Source organism: Fulvimarina manganoxydans, assembly GCF_900176465.1.
GTDB classification, from domain to species: Bacteria; Pseudomonadota; Alphaproteobacteria; order Rhizobiales; family Rhizobiaceae; genus Fulvimarina; species Fulvimarina manganoxydans.
Genome location: NZ_FWXR01000002.1, coordinates 224,170 through 241,541, shown reverse-complemented (window position 1 = coordinate 241,541; position 17,372 = coordinate 224,170). Strand labels below are relative to the sequence as shown.

Sequence of the window (17,372 nt, the reverse complement as noted above, 5' to 3'; positions counted from 1 at the left end):
CTCCTCCCTTTTCTTTCTCTTATGGATCGAGGGCGTAGCACCCGGCTCCATGGCCCGCAACGCGCCGCCAATCGACTGCCTCTATGGCGGCAAGTCGACACGTCCCCTGTTTGACGGCAAATACGCCACCCGAACGATTGCAGCATGCGCCCCAAATCATTATGAGGCGACTGAAATTCGCGCCCGAACAGTCAAGCGAGCGAGGCGCGTTGCAAACGGCACGTCGTCTGATCTTCAAAGATACATAAAAACGACAAGGGCTCACCCGGAGCATCTGGCATGGCAGGTTTGTTGTCACTCTCACGCGCGATCGACCGCGTGACCACCTTTATCGGACGCGGCATATCCTGGCTGGTCCTGATCGTGGTCCTCGTCAGCGCAGGCAATGCGGTCATCCGCAAGATATTCGACGTCTCGTCGAATGCCTGGCTCGAATTGCAATGGTATCTCTTCGGCGCGATCTTCATGCTCTGCGCCGCATGGACGCTTTTGCGCAACGAGCATATCCGCGTCGACATCATTTCCAACCTGATGACCAAGCGCCAGCGCGACTGGGTGGATTTTCTGGGCCACCTCTTCATGCTCCTGCCCTTCACCCTTTTGATGGTCTGGCTGCTGACGCCCTATGTGATTTCCTCCTTCGAGCGGCAGGAATATTCGCCCAATGCCGGCGGCCTCATCGTCTGGCCGGCCAAGGCCCTGCTTCTGGCGGGGTTCCTCCTGCTTCTGGCTCAGGCGATCTCCGAACTCATCAAGCGCGGTGGCGTGCTGTTTGCCGGCATCGAGGACACGACGCCGATGGCGACCCATGCCGCCGAAGCCGTGGAGGCCGGGGCTCTTGCGCCCGATACGCCGCAGGGCGGCGCCGACACGCCCAAAACCGCTGAAGAACAGGCCCAGCGCGAGGGCGCACGCAAATGATCGAATTCGTCGCCCACAACCTCGCGCCGATCATGTTCGGCTCGTTGGTCATCTTCCTCCTACTCGGCTATCCGGTCGCCTTCTCGCTGGCGGCGAACGGCCTTCTGTTCTTCGTGATCGGCGTCGAGCTCGCGCCGCTCTCGCCGGACATCAATCTCTTCTGGCCGCTGCTCGGCGCCCTGCCCGACCGCTTCTTCGGCGGCATCATGTCGAACGACACGCTGCTCGCCATTCCCTTCTTCACCTTCATGGGTCTGATCCTCGAACGCTCCGGCATGGCCGAGGATCTTCTCGACACGATCGGCCAGCTCTTCGGCCCCTTGCGGGGCGGCCTTGCCTATGCGGTGATTTTCGTCGGCGCGCTTCTGGCCGCAACGACCGGCGTCGTCGCCGCTTCCGTCATTGCCATGGGCCTTATCTCCCTGCCGATCATGCTGCGCTACGGCTATGATCGCCGGCTCGCCTCGGGCGTCATCGTCGCCTCGGGAACGCTCGCCCAGATCGTGCCGCCGTCCCTCGTCCTGATCGTTCTCGCCGATCAGCTCGGCCGCTCCGTCGGCGACATGTATTCCGGCGCGCTCGTTCCGGCGCTCGTCCTGACCGGGCTCTATGTCACCTATATCTTCGGCCTGACGATGTTCAACGCCAAGTCGGCACCGGCGCTTCCGCCCGAAGCCCGCACGCTCGGCGGCGGCGTAACCTCGCTAATTGTTGCACTCGTGCTGACCATCGCCGTCTCCTGGGTCGCCTCGATCTATCTGGAGCCGGAGGTCCATCAGGGTGCGGTGATCTGGGGCGCGGTGATCGGCGTTCTTCTCATCTACAGCGCGGCGGTCATCAACAAGGCCTTCAAGCTGACGATCATGTCCTATCTCGCCCAGCAGGTGATCATCGTCATGATCCCGCCGCTGGCGCTGATCTTCCTCGTTCTCGGCACGATCTTCCTTGGCGTCGCGACACCGACGGAAGGCGGCGCGATGGGCGCCGTGGGCGCGCTCATTCTCGCTTTCGGCAAGCGCAAGCTGAATATCGACCTGATGACCCAGGCGATGGAATCGACGGCCAAGCTCTCGGCCTTCGTGCTCTTCATCCTCATCGGCGCGCGTGTCTTCTCGCTGACCTTCTATGGCGTCAACGGCCATATCTGGGTGGAAGAGCTTCTGACGGCGGTGCCCGGCGGCGAAACCGGCTTCCTGATCGTCGTCAATATCCTCGTCTTCTTCCTCGCCTTTTTCCTCGACTTCTTCGAGCTCGCCTTCATCATCGTTCCGCTGCTGGCGCCGGCGGCCGAGAATCTCGGCATCGACCTCATCTGGTTCGGCGTCCTTCTCGGCATCAATATGCAGACGAGCTTCATGCATCCGCCCTTCGGCTTCGCGCTGTTCTATTTGCGCTCGGTCGCGGCCAAGGTGCCTTATCTCGACCGCATCACCGGCAAGCGGATGGAGCCCGTCACCACAGGCCAGATCTATTGGGGCGCGATCCCTTTCCTCTGCATCCAGCTGGTGATGGTCGCTCTCACTATCATGTTCCCGGGCATGGTGATGCGCTACAAGGGCGAGCAGGCTCCGGCGGAGCCCGCCAATATCCAGATCCAGCTGCCCTCGATCGGCGGCGGCAACGGTTTCGGCCTCCCCCCGCTCGGGGCTCCTGGCGGCACCGGAGCCTCACCGTCCGGCCAGAACAATCCGCTCGGCCTGCCGCCCCTTGGACTGCCAGCCCCCGCGCCGGGAACCGGCTCGGCGCCCGCCGGCGGCGCCGCTCAGCCGAGCCTCGGCCTGCCGCCGCTCCAGCTCGGCGGCCCGGACGCGAATGCACCCGCTACAGGAGCAAACCCTGCGTCCGGAACAGGATCGGATACCTCGGCTCCGACGTCCGGCGCGAACGAGCCGAATGGCAGTTCCTCGGCGCCCGCCATCGATCTGTCCCAACCGCCTTCGTTCAACTGATCGGACGCGGCTGACCCCTTCTCGCGGCTCGGGTTTCGAGACGTGACGAACCAATCCCAACAATGCCACGAGGCCGGATGCGACAGGGATCGCATCCGGCCTTTCTTTTGCTCTCGACTCCCTGCCGCACGCCGCGATCGAGACACCTGTTCGACATCTCGGACAACCGTCGCCGACGCCATCAAGCGCCCATGCGAATACCCTGAAATCGTCACAGTTGGGTAAGGACCGCTTAACGACCAAGGCGCAAGGTTTTCAGCGAACAGCAATCGAACGCACATCTCCTGCCTCCGACCGTCCTCGATGGCTCGGATGGGCTTTGGCGTTCGACGAGACGATTTTTCGAGGGTTGGATGTCTGGCTTCTTCATTCCCTCCGCCATTGCGGACAATATTGGCTGGTCGCTCGGCGTTGCGGCATTCTGCTTCGCCCTGCGTCTCGTCGGAGAAGCCTTGGCGCGGCGAAGCGGCGATCCGCTCATCATGCGCAAGCGACGCTTCACCGTGCGCGCGGTAACCAATGCGCTGCTCGCGCTTGCCCTCCTCGTCATCTGGCTTTCGGAAATCCAGAACGCCCTCTTCTCGTTGACGGCGGTTCTCGTCGCCCTGGTCGTCGCGACCAAGGAACTCATCCTCTGCGTCTCCGGTTCGGTGCTGCGCTTCGGCGGCCACCTTTTCAAGGTGGGGGATCGGATCGAGCTCTATGGCATTCGCGGCGAGGTGATCGATCATGGACTGTTCTCGACGACGATCATGGAATTGTCGCCGCGAGAAGAGGGCGCGATGGGCACCGCCCGGACCGTCATGCTACCGAATTCGATGCTTCTGGCCGGCCCCGTCCGCGTCGAGCCCCAGCCGCGCCATTTCGCGCCCCATCGCTTTACGCTGACCATGGAAGCGCCGGTGCCCGCCAGCGAGACCGCGCGGCTCGTCACGCAGACGGCCGAGCGCGTTCTATCCGCCGACCGCGAACTTGCGGCCCGCTTCCACCAATTTGTGGCCCGCAAGGCCGGGACGGAGATCGCCGGCCCGCAAAGCTCGGTCACGGTGGGAACCAGCGAGATCGGCAAATTGCAGTTCCACGTGATGATCTATTGCCTCGTCAAGGATGCGCCGGCCCTCCAACAGGAGATCACACTCGCCCTCTTCGACGCCCTCGAAAAGCGCTCAGGCAGAATGCGGGATGGCGAAGCCAAGGCTTGGAGCGAGATCGCCCGCCAGCTGAAAGAAGGCGCGGCGACGAAGCGCGAAGCGGCGTGAGGGACCCCTGACGCGTCTCGGCACCTGGGAGGGTCAGACGCTAGCAGACGATCGATTTTCTGGCGTCCTACTCAAGGCATGTGGGAAGATAGGTGAATGTCGTCGGCTGACAGCAAGGAGCACGACCGTCTCCTCAGTCTGTAAAAATGAAGTGCTCGGCACATCGCAATGCCTGGCGGCGCCTTCGTCGCGCTCGTCACGCCCGGGCATCGTCGCTACGACATTCACACATTTTCTCGCTGACGATTAAGAGAGCCCGGCATGGACGCTTCGGCTTCTCCCCCAGGGGGAGAAGTGCCGGCGGGCGATGAGGGTTAGGCCACGGCTTCTATAGGAGAGATGCCGATCGGCGAAAACCTTGATATCGAAGAGAAAATCCACCTCATCCGCCCTTCGGGCACCTTCCCCCCGTGGGGGAGAAGTCGTCGGCGCTTGCTGCCGACTTCTGAGACAAGTCGCCGAGGGCATTGTCACGACCGTAGTCGATTGCAATCCCCTGCGATACAACTCTTCGCAGGATGTGTGAACCTTGTAGAGCTACGTCGCGAGAATCCAGGGGCCGGCGAGGTCAACGTTTTGATATGCTTCCGGATTCTCGGCACGGTGGCCGAGACAGACGAAGCTGTCAGCTTCGCAATCAGTCGCCCCGTCGGCATCTCGCTGAGACGAGGCCGCGCACATATCGAAAAGCGAGAAGAAAATCGCTCGCTCGACCCAAAGATCGAACCTGAACGATCGGTACCACCAGCCTCGTCATCGAGGAAAATGGTGGTACGCCCAACGGGACTCGAACCCGTGTTTCCGCCGTGAAAGGGCGGCGTCCTAGACCGCTAGACGATGGGCGCAGCGAGGGGACACATACGGTGAGTCGCGGGGAGACGCAACCCATTCCGAGGAAGTTCGCGACATAAAAATGTCGCAGGGAATTCACCCTCTCTTTGCCTGATGCCAAAACGTGACGGCATCTCCTCGAACGGCAAAGATCGGTGTCCGGCACCGGCTTAGCGGCGCCGACGGCAGCGCCAGTTCCAGTCGCGTTTCGGGCCGACATCGACGTGGATCGCCTCGGTGTGGCAGTAGGTGCCGACGCCGCCGCGTCCCGGCAGGGCCCGGACAAAGGCCGCGACCTTCAGATTGTCCACATTCGGAATGACGATATCGGCGGCCTTGCAGGCCATATGCTGGGAGCGCTTGGCGCCGCGCACACGGCGATTGTGCTCGGGGCTGCGATAGCCGGAGGTTACGACGACCTTCTGGCCGAAGCGCGATTCGATCGCGCGGATCATGCCGACGAGTTCGCGCGGGAAGCAGTCGGTGCGCACATCCTCGCGCGCGACCCTGAGGCCATTGGGGCTCATGCGGGCAAAACCGCCGCCGAGCGAGGCCATCTGATAGGAAGCATCCTCGATGGCGTCCTCTTCATTGGCCGAATTGCGTTGGCCGATCTCGAAGAGCGAACGGGGATCGACGCCCGGCAGCGCATCTCCGCCCGCCGATTGCGGCGCGCCGTCATGACGCAGAATGACACGGCGCCCCTTGCCCTTCTCGCCGTTGGCGATCGGGGTGCGGGCTTCCTGACGGGCGAAAAGCGAGGCAAAGAGCGAGCCGCCCGATCCGGTCGCGCCGGAGGCCGAGCCCCCCTCGCCCACGGAGCCGCCGGCATAGGCCGCAAGTCCTTCACGGCGGGCGGACGCATCGATAAGGGGACGCGCGCCTTGGCCGCCGGCCTGCGCATTTCCCTCCTCGGCGGCGCGGGCGACTTCGCGAACCTCTTCCTCCGAAACCGCCGGGATGGTCTTTTCACTCTGACTGTCTGCCCCAATGTCGCCCAGGCGAGAAACGTCCACTTCCGGCGCATTGGAGACGTCGAGCGGCGCGGCATTGGCGGAAACAGATCCTGACGGAGCGAAACCGAAAGCCGTAACGTCGCTCATGCTGGACATGCATCCGGCAAGGAGCGGCAGGAGACTGGCGGCGGCCAGCGGCGCCGCTCGAAGCCCGCGCAGCGATGCGGCCAAGCCGGTTCTGAAGGGCTTGCGGGCGGTCTCGGAGCGGAGACCGAGGCTCCTCTCGCGTGCCGGCAATCCGGCAACGTCTTCGATCGTCACGTTCGATCCCTCTTCCACGGCAGGTCCCGCCTGTCGTCTTCCTCGCCTGGCATACCCGGCGAACCATCGTCAGGACGATCGCCTCGGCAGCTGGCCTAAGACCCCTTCGACGCCTCGGGCAGAATGACCGACCAACGCTCGCGCGAGCCTGTCGTCCCTGCCCTTTCGGACCGATCGGCCGTCCCCTTGGCCAACAAATCCAGGCACTCGATCCCGATCAACTCAGTGAAGACTCGGGTCGGAACCGGAGTCAAACGATGTCGCAGGCCGCCTCATCGGTGCATGACCTGCGACATTCTTTCAGGACGCGCCTATGGCGCGATTGCGGCTTTGTCGTGATGCACCCAACACAGAAAGCTTTTCAGAAGCTTACCAGCTGCCGGTGTTTTCCATCGAGGCCCAGGGCTCGGCTGCTTCCTTTGAGGAACCCTTCTGCAACAGTTCGAAAGAAATTCCGTCCGGCGACTTCACAAAGGCCATGTGACCATCGCGCGGCGGCCGGTTGATCGTGACGCCTGCATCCATCAACTTTTGGCAGGTGGCATAAATGTCGTCCACTTCGAAGGCGAGATGGCCGAAATTGCGCCCGCCGGTATAGGTCTCCGGATCCCAGTTATAGGTCAGCTCCATCAGCGGCGCCTTGGTCTCCTTGGCTGTGGGAGCATCGTCGGGCGCGGCGAGAAAGACGAGGGTGAAGCGCCCTTTTTCGTTCTCCATCCGCCGGGTCTCGACGAGGCCGAGCTTATTGCAATAAAAATCCAGCGATTGATCCAGGTCGCTGACGCGGACCATCGTGTGCAGATAGCGCATTGGGTCTTCTCTCCGTCTAATACTGCCGGACGGGAATCGACCCAACGGATCAATTCTCGTCCGATCATTTGCTCAAACGCCCCTCGGGCTGCCAACGACCTTTTCAAAGCGGTGCGTTCAGAGGATCACCGTTGTCAGCGCGAACGGACCCGGTCGCCCTCTGGAAAAGATCGGCCGGGTTCGGGCATGGACCGGCGAGGATAGGGCCCCGCGCTTCAACGCCAAGGCCCAAGCAGCCGACGCCCGCAACCAAGCCACGAAGAGGTGATTGCCTCGGATAAGAGGTCGCATCGTCAGCCTGTCTTCCCCCGATCGGCGGACATCGTTTCCAAGACGAAAAAGGGGCCACGCGGGCCCCTTTACATCGGTCTTTCGCTCGCCACACCGGCATCCCGGTCGGCGATATCGGCGCCAATCGGCAGATCGGCGGAACAGTCACATCGACTGGCGCGCCTGTTCGACGGCTGCCATGCAGGCGTCCTCATTGCCGCTGTCGAGCGCCATTTGCGCCGCCGCGATATGGCTAGTCACCATGGTCTGGTCGCCGCTCATGCTCGAACCTTCTGGCGCGGACATGGAGGATGAGCCGTCCGTCGACGACGTCGTCATCTGGTCGTCCGAACCATTGCCGGATGACTGGCCGCTGGTTGAAGACGAGGACGCCGCGGCCTGTTCAGAAGCATCGTCATTGCCGCTCGCCTCGTCCGTCAGCGCTGCCGTCGGCGCAATGCCGCTCAGCGCACCGGTCGAGTCGGGGCGATCGCTCTGGCCTTCGTTGCTGCCGGCCGCCGTAAAGGTCGGATCGTTCTTCGTCACCGCCTCCTGATCCATATCGCCTGGCGTCTTGTCAGCGGCCATCTTCTGGCCGCCGTCAGCGGAATTCGACGACGAAGCGGAGCTGCCGCTCGCCGACGAATCGGCGCTCATGGTCGAATTTGCGTTGCTGTCACCGGTCGAGCTACCCGAAGCCATCGAGTTCGACGAGCCCGATGCCTGCGCTCCGCTTGCAGCGCTTCCCGCATTGGCCATCGATCCGACTTCGCTCTTGAGCTGGGCGAGTTCGTCGGCGCAGTTGGCCAAGGCGCCATTCGCCGCGAAAGCGGCGGCGGAAAGAGTCAGGGACGCGGCAAGAATATTGAGGCGTTTCATAGGCGTAACCTCCCATTGATCTGTGTGATCTGGTACCCGAGGCCCGAACCCAAGGAGTCCCGAAAAAGTTCCACATACTGATCTTTTTCGAATGTCACCCTGGCCAAACATATCCGACCTAAAGCCTCGGTTTGGCGGCCGTTTGGACCGGCAGCTTCAAGCAGTTGCAGGCTTCCACGGATCAAGGCGGCGCACATTCTTGCCCGGAGATTGATTTTCATGGGCAGAAACGCGCATCGGGTCTTGCCACGATCCGTAAGGTCAATGCTAAAGTCTCTCCATTCGGTTGGCGTAAAGGCGGAAACCCCCGAATGGCGGAGCGCATAACTCCACAGATGCAGGAATTCGGTGGCGATTCCGAGGGACAGTCCGGGCTCGTGGTGGGCGTGGTGTCCGGGCAGATCAAATGGTTCGACGTGGCGAAGGGCTTCGGCTTCATCGTTCCCGACGACCGGTCGCCGGATGTGCTGCTCCATGTCACCTGTCTGAGACGGGACGGCTACACGACGGCCCTCGAGGGGGCGCGCGTCGTCTGCGAGGTCCAGCGCGGCGAGAAGGGCCTGCAAGCCTTTCGCGTCCTGTCGATGGACCAGTCGACGGCGGTGCATCCCTCGCAGCTGCCACCGGCGCGAACCCACAATTCGGTGCCCACCACCAGCGACCTCGTCACCGCGACGGTGAAATGGTTCAACCGAACCAAAGGCTATGGCTTCCTGACGGCGGATGAGAGCGGCGGCGACATCTTCATTCACATGGAGACGCTCCGGCGCTTCGGCATGACGGAACTTCGCCCCGGTCAGCAGGTGCGCGTCCGCTACGGGATCGGCGACAAGGGACGCATGGCCGGCGAGATCCATCCTATCGACGGACAGGCGACACCCGCATCTCACTGAACCGGGACGACTCCGCGTCCTGACGCGCCTCGGACAAATGGAGCCGGGTCGCGTCGGTCGTGGCGCGCAACGGTCTCGCAGCGGCTCATTCTGGGGCTGCGTGCTTTCTCATGGCATGGCCATGATCTAAGGATAGCTTCAACGGCATCCCCCGAGCGCATCCTGCGCGCGGCGGCGAACGGCGAAGAAATGGAATCCGCGCGTTTGGCGGTCCGGTTCGCGGCCGATCGATTGAAGAAGTATCGGGGCGAAAACGACTCGTCCTGCGATGCGCCAAAGGACTGCGTTCAGCCATGACGACGAAAAGCCTCTTCTCCAAGTCTCTCATTGGACTTGCTGCGGTCTTCGCCCTGCTTGCCTATTTCGTCTTCCAGGCAAACGCCTCCGACGACTTGCGAATCGTTACGGACAAAGGCGCGGTGCCCATCACGGTGGAGATCGCCGACACCGATGAGGAGCGGCGGACCGGCCTGATGTTCCGCGAAGAGATGGCGGCCGATCACGGCATGCTTTTCGTCTTCGACGAAACACGCATGGTGTCGATGTGGATGGAGAACACCCTTATCCCGCTCGACATGTTGTTCATCGGCGAGGATGGCACGATCCGCACGATAGGACGCAACGCCAAGCCCTTGTCGCGCGATATCATCTCCTCGAAGGAACCGGTCCGTTATGTGCTCGAGTTGAATGGCGGGGCGGTGGCTCGGCTCGGGATCGCGGTCGGTGACAAGGTCGAGCATAAGGCGATCACCGGAGAAGCTGGCTGATCGCCGGCCATTCCATGGCCGATTCAAGGATTTGCTACTATGGTCGGCATTTCGTGGAGGTCGAGCATGGCCATACGCCTTGACTTTCAAGGCCGTTCTCGTCACATCGCTTCTGTCGAGGCCAACCGAGCCCCGCGGAGCGTAGCGCAGTCTGGTAGCGCATCTGGTTTGGGACCAGAGGGTCGCAGGTTCGAATCCTGCCGCTCCGACCATGGCTCGGGCGCGGCGGTCCAGTTCGGTCGTGTCGCCAATCGACGCGAGCCCATCGGAACGATCAACGCAAGGCGCTCAGGAAGAAAAGCTGATTCGGCGCCGGATCGGTGTCCGGGCGCGAGGATGGGGTCCAGATGGTTGCACGCATTTATCGGCCGGCAAAAACCGCCATGCAGTCGGGCAAGGCCAAGACCCATGAATGGCTGCTCGTCTATGAACCCCAGGAGCCCAAGCGGATCGATCCGTTGATGGGATACACCTCGTCAGGCGATATGCTGAGCCAGTTGCGACTGACCTTCGAGACGAAGGAACAGGCCATCGACTACGCCGAACGCAACGATATTCCTTACCGCGTCGAGGAAGAAAAAGCGCCGAAGCGCGTGCGCGTCGCCTATGCCGACAACTTCAAATACGATCGCCGCCAGCCCTGGACCCACTGAGCGGCCGGCTGGCCCGTAACGTAAGAGGTCCATAGCGGACCGCCTTTGGTAGCCGACGCCGCCTATCTTGGCACCTTTCGCCCATCACATCCGCTTCAAAACGACGGCTTAGGGCGAGATGGCAAGTCCCATTTATCGCATTTCCCTCTAAGCCTCACGCCTTCAAAAGGGCGAGCGCGATACGATGGGTCAGGTCAGTCGCCGCAAGGCACTCGGCCACCCAGCGTCGGCCGGATTCGATCAGGATGGGCATCGCCTCGATTCGATTGTCGCCGCCCTCGGGCAATCGCAAATATCCCCGTTCGGCCGCCCCTTTCAGAACATTTCGGACATGGGTACGCGAAGCGCCCGCCCGGGCGGCTGCCCGCGTCAAGAACGCGCGGTCCGAGCGATGCTCCGGGTCGCGCTCGGCCTCAGCCATCAGCATGACGAAAATCCGCGAGCCAACCGCCTCCCGGACGAAATAGTCTGCCGGCGGATTGCTGGTCATGATGTAATTGGCGACGGCAAAGACTTGAACCGACGCTTGGCGATAGGCTCTGTGATGCGCCTCGTCCCGCGCGAGCGCGACCTCGTAGGTCATGTTGGGATAGAGGCAATCCAGCGGCGCGTGGATGACCGAAAGCCATTCGCGGTCGAGCTCCAGCATGCGCTGAGAGGGAACGATGCGCCTGGCCCGGCGGTCAAGCGGCGACGGCTCAAGCCGGATGAGATCGTCCTCGACCAACGAACCCACGAAATCCATGATGGGACGGTCCGGCGCGATGCTCAATTGCGGCAGGATCTCACGCAGACGCGCCATAGTCAGCCAAGTTTCGGGCCGAGCCTCGTCTTCGACCGCGGCAAGACAAACGATCAACATGAAGCACACGGCGCGCTCATATTCGAGCATCGGCCGCAGTCTTGGGTCATGCGACCATAACCCGACCAACCCATCGACGAAGACGATGACAGCATCGTTGAAACGGGCATGCGCCAAAATCTCATCGACGGATCTGAACTCCGGAAGATGGCGACCATCTGAAAAGGCCGAAAGCAGCGACTGGTCGGACATGAACCCCTTCGAATGATGGATGAATTGCCGAAAACGGGAGGAAGACGGCTTTCACCGTGCAAGGCAAGCCGAGGCCGCAGCGGATAGAAGGTATGACCTTCGCGTCTCCATAAGCCCTTAAAGATCGAAAGCTAGCTTATAATGCGAATTTGTTTCATTGAAAGTCCGCTGTTTTCTTCCCATGAAGATTGTCGACTTCGCATGTCGCAGCAGTCGTCGATTGAGAAAAGTCGGCTTTCGAACAACATCTTGGCATCCAGAACCGCTCGCAGGGACGCAGCACCGATTGGCTGCGCCTGACCAGTCAAAGGGCGCCTCGACAACCGTTGTTCCAGGTCATTGTCGTCGATGCCTTTGCTGACCGGAGTTCGAACCTGTTCGTTGCTTGGATATGGTTCGCTGACTTTCTGCGTCAACTTTGAGGGGGAGCGCAGTTTGTCTGAAATGCGGACCGAATCGCCCGCTAATGGCGGATTTCTCAATTCGAAAACTGGAGACTAACGATGATGGCTCTGCCTGGGCGCTTCGAGCATAGCTTGACGGTAGGGATGGTCTATGCAGCCGAGACGGGGAGCGGTGTGTCTGCTGCGCCCGGTCCGCAGCCGACGATGGCATCGGTCACGGGCATCTTGTCCGAAGGAATGGATGCGAGCGCCGACACCGCGACGACCTATCGGATCAATGTCGGCAACGCCTTTCACGGCAATGCCGCCAATGGCGACGTGGACTATATCCGCCTCGAAATCGCGGAAACGGGCGTCTATACGATTTCGCTCAGCGGGCTCGGGGCGCTCGAGCAGAGGCTCGATAATCCCAATCTCCGACTGTTCGACCAGAATGGCAACCTGATCCAGGAAGACAAGGATAGCGGGCCGGGCCTCGACGCCATGATGGCTGGCCTCTCCTTGAACGCCGGCGTCTACTATATCGAAGCATCCGGCGATCGGTCCCTGGTGACCGATGCCGGTGGTGCCTATGGTCTGTCTGTCGTTGCAGGCCAGAAGGGCGGCTACGACCTCGCCATGCAGGCGTCGAACTTGATTCGTCCGGACATGATCGACGGAAAGGTGCTCTACGGGGCCTGGACCGCGAAGGCCGGAACTCCGGTCATCTTGACATGGGCAGCGCGTGAAACGCCAGGCACAGAGGGTGAGGCGTTTGCGCTGAGCACCTTCACGCCTCTGAATGGCGAACAAATCGCGAAGGTCCAGCAGATTCTCGCAATGACGAGCGAATATGTCGGCGCAACGTTCACGCAGGTCAATCCAACCGGCCTCAGCGACGCGGCGACGCTGCTCTTTGGCAGTTACAAGAACGATGGCGGACCCGAGGGAGCCTACGCCATCTTCCCAGGCACGCAGAACAATGCGGGCGCACCGGGAAACACAGCGCCCGAATCGACTGACGGCGATGTCTGGATCAATCTGACCGCGACCCAGTCGAGCAATATCACCGTTTCCGGCTATACCTATCAGACGCTCATTCATGAAATCGGCCACGCTCTCGGCTTGAATCATCCGGGCGACTACAATGCCGAAGCGGGTGTCCAGACCACCTACGAGAAGGACGCTCAGGTCGCGCAGGACTATTATACCTATTCGATCATGACCTATTTCCCCGATACTATCGGTGAAGAGGACCCGGCGAACCAGACCTGGGGCGTCGCCGACGTCCTGGCGTTGCAGCAGCTCTACGGGGCCAACATGACGACCCGGACGGGCGACACGGTCTACGGGTTCAACGCCAATGCCGGCGGCATCTACGACTTCTCGACCAACGCCCAGCCCTTCATGACGATCTGGGACGCCGGCGGCAAAGACACGATCGACCTGTCGGGCTATTCCCGCAGCCAGACGCTCGATCTCAATGCCGGTGCGCTCTCCAGCGTCGGCAGCGATTCGATCACCGCCAGCAACAATCTCGCCATCGCTTCCGGTGCGACGATCGAGAACGGCATCGGCGGGTCGGGCAACGACATCCTCATCGGCAACGAGGTTCGCAACATCCTCGTTGGTGGCAAGGGTGACGACGACATCCGCGGCGGCGGCGGGGTGGACGGCGCGCGTTTCGCCTCGACACGGGCCGAGGCTCAGGTCACCCATTCCGGAGACAACGGCACCGTCGTCTCGGCCGATGGCTCCGACACGCTGACGTCGATCGAGCGCGTGATCTTCACCGACGAGGGGATCGCCTACGACACCGGTGCGGACCAAGTCGCGGGCGTCGTCTTCCGCTCCTATCAGGCCGCATACAACCGAGCGCCCGACGAGCCGGGCCTCGGTTTCTGGATCAATGCGGGTGACAAGGGCATGAGCTTCGAAGAGATCGCGGCCGGCTTCCTGCGCTCGTCCGAATTCACCGCCGCTTATGGAAGCAATCCCAGCGCCGACCTCTATGTCTCGAAGCTCTACGAGAACATTCTCGGCCGCGCCGGTGAACAGAGCGGCATCGACTTCTGGAAGGGCGAACTCGCTAAGGGTGTATCGGAAGCCTTCGTGCTCTATCGCTTCGCGGAAGCCTCCGAAAATCTTGCTTTGACCGCGAATGCCGTTGCGAACGGCGTCGTCTACGATCTGGTTGGAGACATGGCGATCGCCTGATCGACATACCCGACCGATAAAACCCAGCCGGCGCCGTACGCCCCGCCTGCGCCGGCTGGGTTCGATCATCCGCTCGCAAAGAGCCGAAAGACGGAGACGTCGCGCCGCGCGCCCCTTTGAAGGGCGGTGCGGCCTTTTGCATCTGATCTCGAGCGAAGGCGCGTCGGGCTCAGTGCGGCAGCCCGAGCTGCTGACACATCGGCCCGCTGCAACGCGCGAGCGCCGCGCAGGCTCTGATACGGAGCCCGGCTGGACCCGTCGGACACCGTATCATTCGCTGCGAAAGCGGATATGAGGCCGTTCCGACGCATCGGCGGCGCTAACCGATGCCGCGACCCTAAAGACGCTGTGCAACAAGGCCTCCGTCAGCACGTCTCCGGGCGAGCCGCAGGCCACCAGCGCGCCATCCTGCATGACCACGATTCGGTCGCAGAACATCGCCGCGAGATTGAGGTCGTGCAGGGCGACGATGCTCGTCAGAGGAAGATCGCGCACCATTCGCAGGATTTCGATCTGATGATGGATATCGAGATGGTTCGTGGGCTCGTCCAAAAACATGACGATGGGCGATTGCGCCAGGGCGCGCGCGATATGGACGCGCTGGCGTTCGCCGCCCGACAGCGTCTGCCAGGCCTGGCCGCTGCGGCTTTGCATGTCGACCTGCGCCAAAGCGTTGGAGACGGCCGCCTCGTCCGCCGCCGACCAGCCCGCAAGAGCCGAGCGATGTGGCGTGCGGCCGAGTTTGACCACATCATGCACGCTGACATTGGTATCCGTCGCGGCATTCTGCTGCACGAAGGCGACCTGCCGCGCGAGCGCCCGGCGCGAGACCCGCGCCACATCCTGCCCGTTGATCCTCACATCGCCGGATCGTGGCTGCCGCAGGCCCGCCAGAAGGCGCAAAAGCGAGGACTTCCCCGACCCGTTCGGGCCGATTAGGCCAAGGGTTTCGCCCTTTTGCACCGACACTGAGACATCGCGCACGATCGTTTTGCGCCCGACACCCCAAACCAGATTGTGCGCCTCAATCGTCATGTCTGCGGCCGTGAGCGGTAAAGGATCAGGGCGAAGAAGGGAACGCCGACCAAGGCGGTCACCACGCCGATGGGCACCGTCTGTTGGCTCACGATCACCCGCGAGGCGATGTCGGCCAGCACCATGAAGACGGCGCCGATGGCCGCGGAGGCAGGAAGCAGGCGCAGATGCATCGGCCCCACGACGTAACGGGCCGCATGCGGCACCACGAGACCGACAAAACCGATCGCACCAACCATGCTGACGATCGTCGCCGTGATCATCGCGGTCAGCGCAAACAGCACCAGCCGGATGCGCGCGACGGGAACGCCGAGCGCCGCCGCATCCTCATCGCCGAAAGTGAAGGCATCGAGCGCACGGGCCATATAGAGGCAGACGCCGAGCCCCAGGACCACGACGATGATCAGGAGATGGAAATCGGGCCAGCGCACGCCGCCAAAGCTTCCGAGCAGCCAGAACATCACGTCGCGCGCCTGTTGAGCGTTGCCCGACGTCGTCACGATGTAGGAGGTGAGTGCATTGAAGAGTTGCGCCGCCGCGACCCCTGCGAGGATCGTATGGTTCGGCCCACTCGTCGCCCCATTGGACAGGATCGCGACGAGAGCAAAAGCGGAGAAGGCGCCCGTAAAGGCGCCCATCGAAAGCGACAGGCCGCCGCCGCCGATGCCCAGAACGATGACGCAGACAGCGCCAGTGGATGCGCCCGCCGATACGCCAAGGACGAAAGGCTCGGCGAGCGGATTGCGTAGGAGAGCCTGCAGGATCGCGCCGCAAATGGCGAGCCCGGCCCCGGAAAGCGCCGCCACGAGCGCCCGGCTGAGACGCAGGTCCCAGACGACGCTCTGCTCGATCGGCGAAATATCGGCGCCTGTCAGGCCGAGCCCGTTCGTGACCGCAAGAAAGACCGTGTCGAGACCGATGGCATAATCACCGATGGCCGTCGCAATGGCGACCACGAGCCCCAGCAGCAAAAGCGACAGCACCAAAAACAGGGCCAGCCAGCCAGCCCCGCTTCCGCCATGGTGGTGGGTACTCACGGAATGATGCACGCTCACGGAAGGTCGAAGGTCCTGAGCTGCTCGGCCAGTTCCTCGGCGCCATAGAGGGTGCGAATGCTCGGATTGGTCGCCGCCCCACTCATGACGGCGATACGCCCGGCTTTCACCGCTTCCATCTGGCTGACGGTGGGATCGGAAGTGAGGAAGGCGATCTTGTTTTCGGCCTCGTCGAGACCCCAACGCTTGCGGTCCACCTGGGCGGCGACGATGACGGTCGGGTTCGAAGCCATAATGCCTTCCCAACCCAATGCCGGCCACTCCGCTTCGGTCTTCAGGGCGTTCGAGCCGCCCAGAAGATGGGCGATGTAGCCCGACGGACCGTTGCCGCCAGCCAGATAAGCGTCGTCGGCGGGCGACGGGCTCGAGAACCAGAAGAGAAAGGTCAGGTCGTCGCGCTTGGGAAATTCCTCTTTCAGCGCCGCCTCGCGCGCTTGCAGATCGGCAATCAGCGCTTCGCCGCGATCGGCAACGTCGAATATGCGGGAAAGATCGCGGATCTCCTGATAAAGAAGATCCATCGACCACAGGTCCTTGCGCAGCCCGTAGACGCTCGTCGCAGCGCTGGCGCTGGCATTCTCCTTATCGGCCACCACGGTGCAGGCGCTTGGCGACAGATAGGTCGGAATGTCGAACTTCTCGAAGTCCTCGCGCTTGGCTACCTTGCTGTCCGGTCCCAGAAGAGTGGTCAGCATCGCGGCCACGAAGTCGGGCTTCTTCGCCAAGATCGATTCCAGGGTCGGAAATTCGACCGACAGGACCTCGACCTTGTCATTGGCCGCCTCAAGCTCGGGCAACACCTTGTTCGGCCAGAAGGCCGTGCCGACCATCCGGTCTTCCAGACCAAGCATGAACATCACCTCGGCGCTGTTCTGCCCAAGGGCGACGGCGCGCTCCGGGGCCTTTGCAAAGGTGACCTCGCGGCCGCAGTTCTCAATCGTCAAAGGATAGGATGTCGGCTCGGCCTGGACGGAGGTACAAAAGACCGCCGCCAACACGCTGCCAAGCGCCAAGAAGCTTCTGTTCAGTTTGATCATAGCAAGAGCCCCATCACACAGTTGGGCATGGCGTAATTTGCCGCGCCAAAGAAAACAAGAGTGTTTGGGTAGAGATTTACCG

15 protein-coding genes and 2 tRNA genes are annotated in these 17,372 nt (G+C 62.2%); 9 read left to right on the top strand and 8 right to left on the bottom strand.

Translation table 11 applies throughout. From position 1 onward, the window contains the following. Positions 1 to 279 precede the first annotated feature (279 nt). The 3 genes from B9A15_RS03810 (at position 280) to B9A15_RS03800 (ending at position 4,129) form a co-directional block, all read left to right on the top strand. Entirely contained in the window at positions 280 to 921 is a 642-nt protein-coding gene (locus tag B9A15_RS03810) for a TRAP transporter small permease subunit (RefSeq protein ID WP_084408700.1), read from the top strand. Further along, positions 918 to 2,870 carry a TRAP transporter large permease subunit gene (locus B9A15_RS03805; protein WP_084408699.1) on the top strand — a complete coding sequence of 651 codons (1,953 nt, stop codon included), beginning with the start codon at positions 918 to 920 and terminating at the stop codon, positions 2,868 to 2,870. Before B9A15_RS03810 ends, B9A15_RS03805 begins: the two co-directional genes overlap by 4 nt. Positions 2,871 to 3,223: 353 nt before the next feature. Further along, on the top strand, positions 3,224 to 4,129 hold the full coding sequence (locus B9A15_RS03800; protein WP_084408698.1) for a mechanosensitive ion channel family protein: 906 nt from the start codon (positions 3,224 to 3,226) through the stop codon (positions 4,127 to 4,129). Between the two features lie 769 nt (positions 4,130 to 4,898). Here B9A15_RS03800 and B9A15_RS03795 read toward each other — a convergent pair. From B9A15_RS03795 to B9A15_RS23120, 4 genes are all read right to left on the bottom strand, one after another. Next, positions 4,899 to 4,974 (bottom strand) — tRNA-Glu (locus B9A15_RS03795). A gap of 156 nt (positions 4,975 to 5,130) precedes the next feature. Further along, on the bottom strand, positions 5,131 to 6,237 hold the full coding sequence (locus B9A15_RS03790) for a YcbK family protein (RefSeq protein ID WP_244556779.1): 1,107 nt from the start codon (positions 6,235 to 6,237) through the stop codon (positions 5,131 to 5,133). Between the two features lie 369 nt (positions 6,238 to 6,606). Beyond that, complete coding sequence (locus B9A15_RS03785; RefSeq protein WP_084408697.1) at positions 6,607 to 7,047, bottom strand: VOC family protein; 441 nt, start codon at positions 7,045 to 7,047, stop codon at positions 6,607 to 6,609. Between the two features lie 435 nt (positions 7,048 to 7,482). Next, a complete protein-coding gene (locus tag B9A15_RS23120) occupies positions 7,483 to 7,905 on the bottom strand; it encodes a hypothetical protein (protein ID WP_139798185.1) in 423 nt (140 codons plus the stop codon). Between B9A15_RS23120 and B9A15_RS23115 the strand changes: the two genes are divergently transcribed. The 5 genes from B9A15_RS23115 (at position 7,892) to B9A15_RS03760 (ending at position 10,509) form a co-directional block, all read left to right on the top strand. Next, complete coding sequence (locus B9A15_RS23115; RefSeq protein ID WP_139798184.1) at positions 7,892 to 8,215, top strand: hypothetical protein; 324 nt, start codon at positions 7,892 to 7,894, stop codon at positions 8,213 to 8,215. The genes B9A15_RS23120 and B9A15_RS23115 overlap by 14 nt on opposite strands. A gap of 292 nt (positions 8,216 to 8,507) precedes the next feature. Next, on the top strand, positions 8,508 to 9,089 hold the full coding sequence (locus B9A15_RS03775; RefSeq protein WP_084408695.1) for a cold-shock protein: 582 nt from the start codon (positions 8,508 to 8,510) through the stop codon (positions 9,087 to 9,089). Positions 9,090 to 9,382: 293 nt separating this feature from the next. After that, positions 9,383 to 9,856: a DUF192 domain-containing protein gene (locus B9A15_RS03770; protein ID WP_084408694.1), complete on the top strand. Its 474-nt coding sequence runs from the start codon at positions 9,383 to 9,385 to the stop codon at positions 9,854 to 9,856. 135 nt (positions 9,857 to 9,991) lie between these two features. Next, a tRNA-Pro gene (locus B9A15_RS03765) sits at positions 9,992 to 10,068 on the top strand. 135 nt (positions 10,069 to 10,203) lie between these two features. Further along, positions 10,204 to 10,509 carry an ETC complex I subunit gene (locus tag B9A15_RS03760; RefSeq protein WP_084408693.1) on the top strand — a complete coding sequence of 102 codons (306 nt, stop codon included), beginning with the start codon at positions 10,204 to 10,206 and terminating at the stop codon, positions 10,507 to 10,509. Between the two features lie 154 nt (positions 10,510 to 10,663). Here the strand turns inward: B9A15_RS03760 and B9A15_RS03755 are convergent, their stop codons facing one another. Further along, on the bottom strand, positions 10,664 to 11,563 hold the full coding sequence (locus tag B9A15_RS03755) for a hypothetical protein (protein ID WP_084408692.1): 900 nt from the start codon (positions 11,561 to 11,563) through the stop codon (positions 10,664 to 10,666). Between the two features lie 503 nt (positions 11,564 to 12,066). Between B9A15_RS03755 and B9A15_RS03750 the strand changes: the two genes are divergently transcribed. Further along, positions 12,067 to 14,163 carry a M10 family metallopeptidase C-terminal domain-containing protein gene (locus B9A15_RS03750; protein ID WP_084408691.1) on the top strand — a complete coding sequence of 699 codons (2,097 nt, stop codon included), beginning with the start codon at positions 12,067 to 12,069 and terminating at the stop codon, positions 14,161 to 14,163. 270 nt (positions 14,164 to 14,433) lie between these two features. On the opposite strand, the gene B9A15_RS03745 is transcribed toward B9A15_RS03750, so the two are convergent. Genes B9A15_RS03745 through B9A15_RS03735 form a run of 3 tightly spaced genes read right to left on the bottom strand, consistent with a single transcriptional unit; the run spans position 14,434 to position 17,290 of the window. Continuing rightward, entirely contained in the window at positions 14,434 to 15,198 is a 765-nt protein-coding gene (locus tag B9A15_RS03745) for an ABC transporter ATP-binding protein (protein ID WP_084408690.1), read from the bottom strand. After that, positions 15,195 to 16,235 carry a FecCD family ABC transporter permease gene (locus B9A15_RS03740; RefSeq protein WP_084408828.1) on the bottom strand — a complete coding sequence of 347 codons (1,041 nt, stop codon included), beginning with the start codon at positions 16,233 to 16,235 and terminating at the stop codon, positions 15,195 to 15,197. The genes B9A15_RS03745 and B9A15_RS03740 overlap by 4 nt, the downstream gene beginning before the upstream one ends. A gap of 14 nt (positions 16,236 to 16,249) precedes the next feature. Beyond that, the gene (locus tag B9A15_RS03735) at positions 16,250 to 17,290 is read right to left on the bottom strand and encodes an ABC transporter substrate-binding protein (protein ID WP_084408689.1); all 1,041 of its coding nucleotides are present in this window, start codon (positions 17,288 to 17,290) and stop codon (positions 16,250 to 16,252) included. Positions 17,291 to 17,372 lie beyond the last annotated feature (82 nt).

What these genes read in the sequence shown, in the direction of transcription:
- B9A15_RS03810 (WP_084408700.1), top strand. Translation starts at nt 280, where the DNA reads ATGGCAGGTTTGTTGTCACTCTCACGCGCGATCGACCGCGTGACCACC.
- B9A15_RS03805 (WP_084408699.1), top strand. Translation starts at nt 918, where the DNA reads ATGATCGAATTCGTCGCCCACAACCTCGCGCCGATCATGTTCGGCTCG.
- B9A15_RS03800 (WP_084408698.1), top strand. Translation starts at nt 3,224, where the DNA reads ATGTCTGGCTTCTTCATTCCCTCCGCCATTGCGGACAATATTGGCTGG.
- B9A15_RS03785 (WP_084408697.1), bottom strand. Translation starts at nt 7,047, where the DNA reads ATGCGCTATCTGCACACGATGGTCCGCGTCAGCGACCTGGATCAATCG.
- B9A15_RS23120 (WP_139798185.1), bottom strand. Translation starts at nt 7,905, where the DNA reads ATGGCCGCTGACAAGACGCCAGGCGATATGGATCAGGAGGCGGTGACG.
- B9A15_RS03775 (WP_084408695.1), top strand. Translation starts at nt 8,508, where the DNA reads ATGGCGGAGCGCATAACTCCACAGATGCAGGAATTCGGTGGCGATTCC.
- B9A15_RS03770 (WP_084408694.1), top strand. Translation starts at nt 9,383, where the DNA reads ATGACGACGAAAAGCCTCTTCTCCAAGTCTCTCATTGGACTTGCTGCG.
- B9A15_RS03760 (WP_084408693.1), top strand. Translation starts at nt 10,204, where the DNA reads ATGGTTGCACGCATTTATCGGCCGGCAAAAACCGCCATGCAGTCGGGC.
- B9A15_RS03755 (WP_084408692.1), bottom strand. Translation starts at nt 11,563, where the DNA reads ATGTCCGACCAGTCGCTGCTTTCGGCCTTTTCAGATGGTCGCCATCTT.
- B9A15_RS03750 (WP_084408691.1), top strand. Translation starts at nt 12,067, where the DNA reads ATGATGGCTCTGCCTGGGCGCTTCGAGCATAGCTTGACGGTAGGGATG.
- B9A15_RS03745 (WP_084408690.1), bottom strand. Translation starts at nt 15,198, where the DNA reads ATGACGATTGAGGCGCACAATCTGGTTTGGGGTGTCGGGCGCAAAACG.
- B9A15_RS03735 (WP_084408689.1), bottom strand. Translation starts at nt 17,290, where the DNA reads ATGATCAAACTGAACAGAAGCTTCTTGGCGCTTGGCAGCGTGTTGGCG.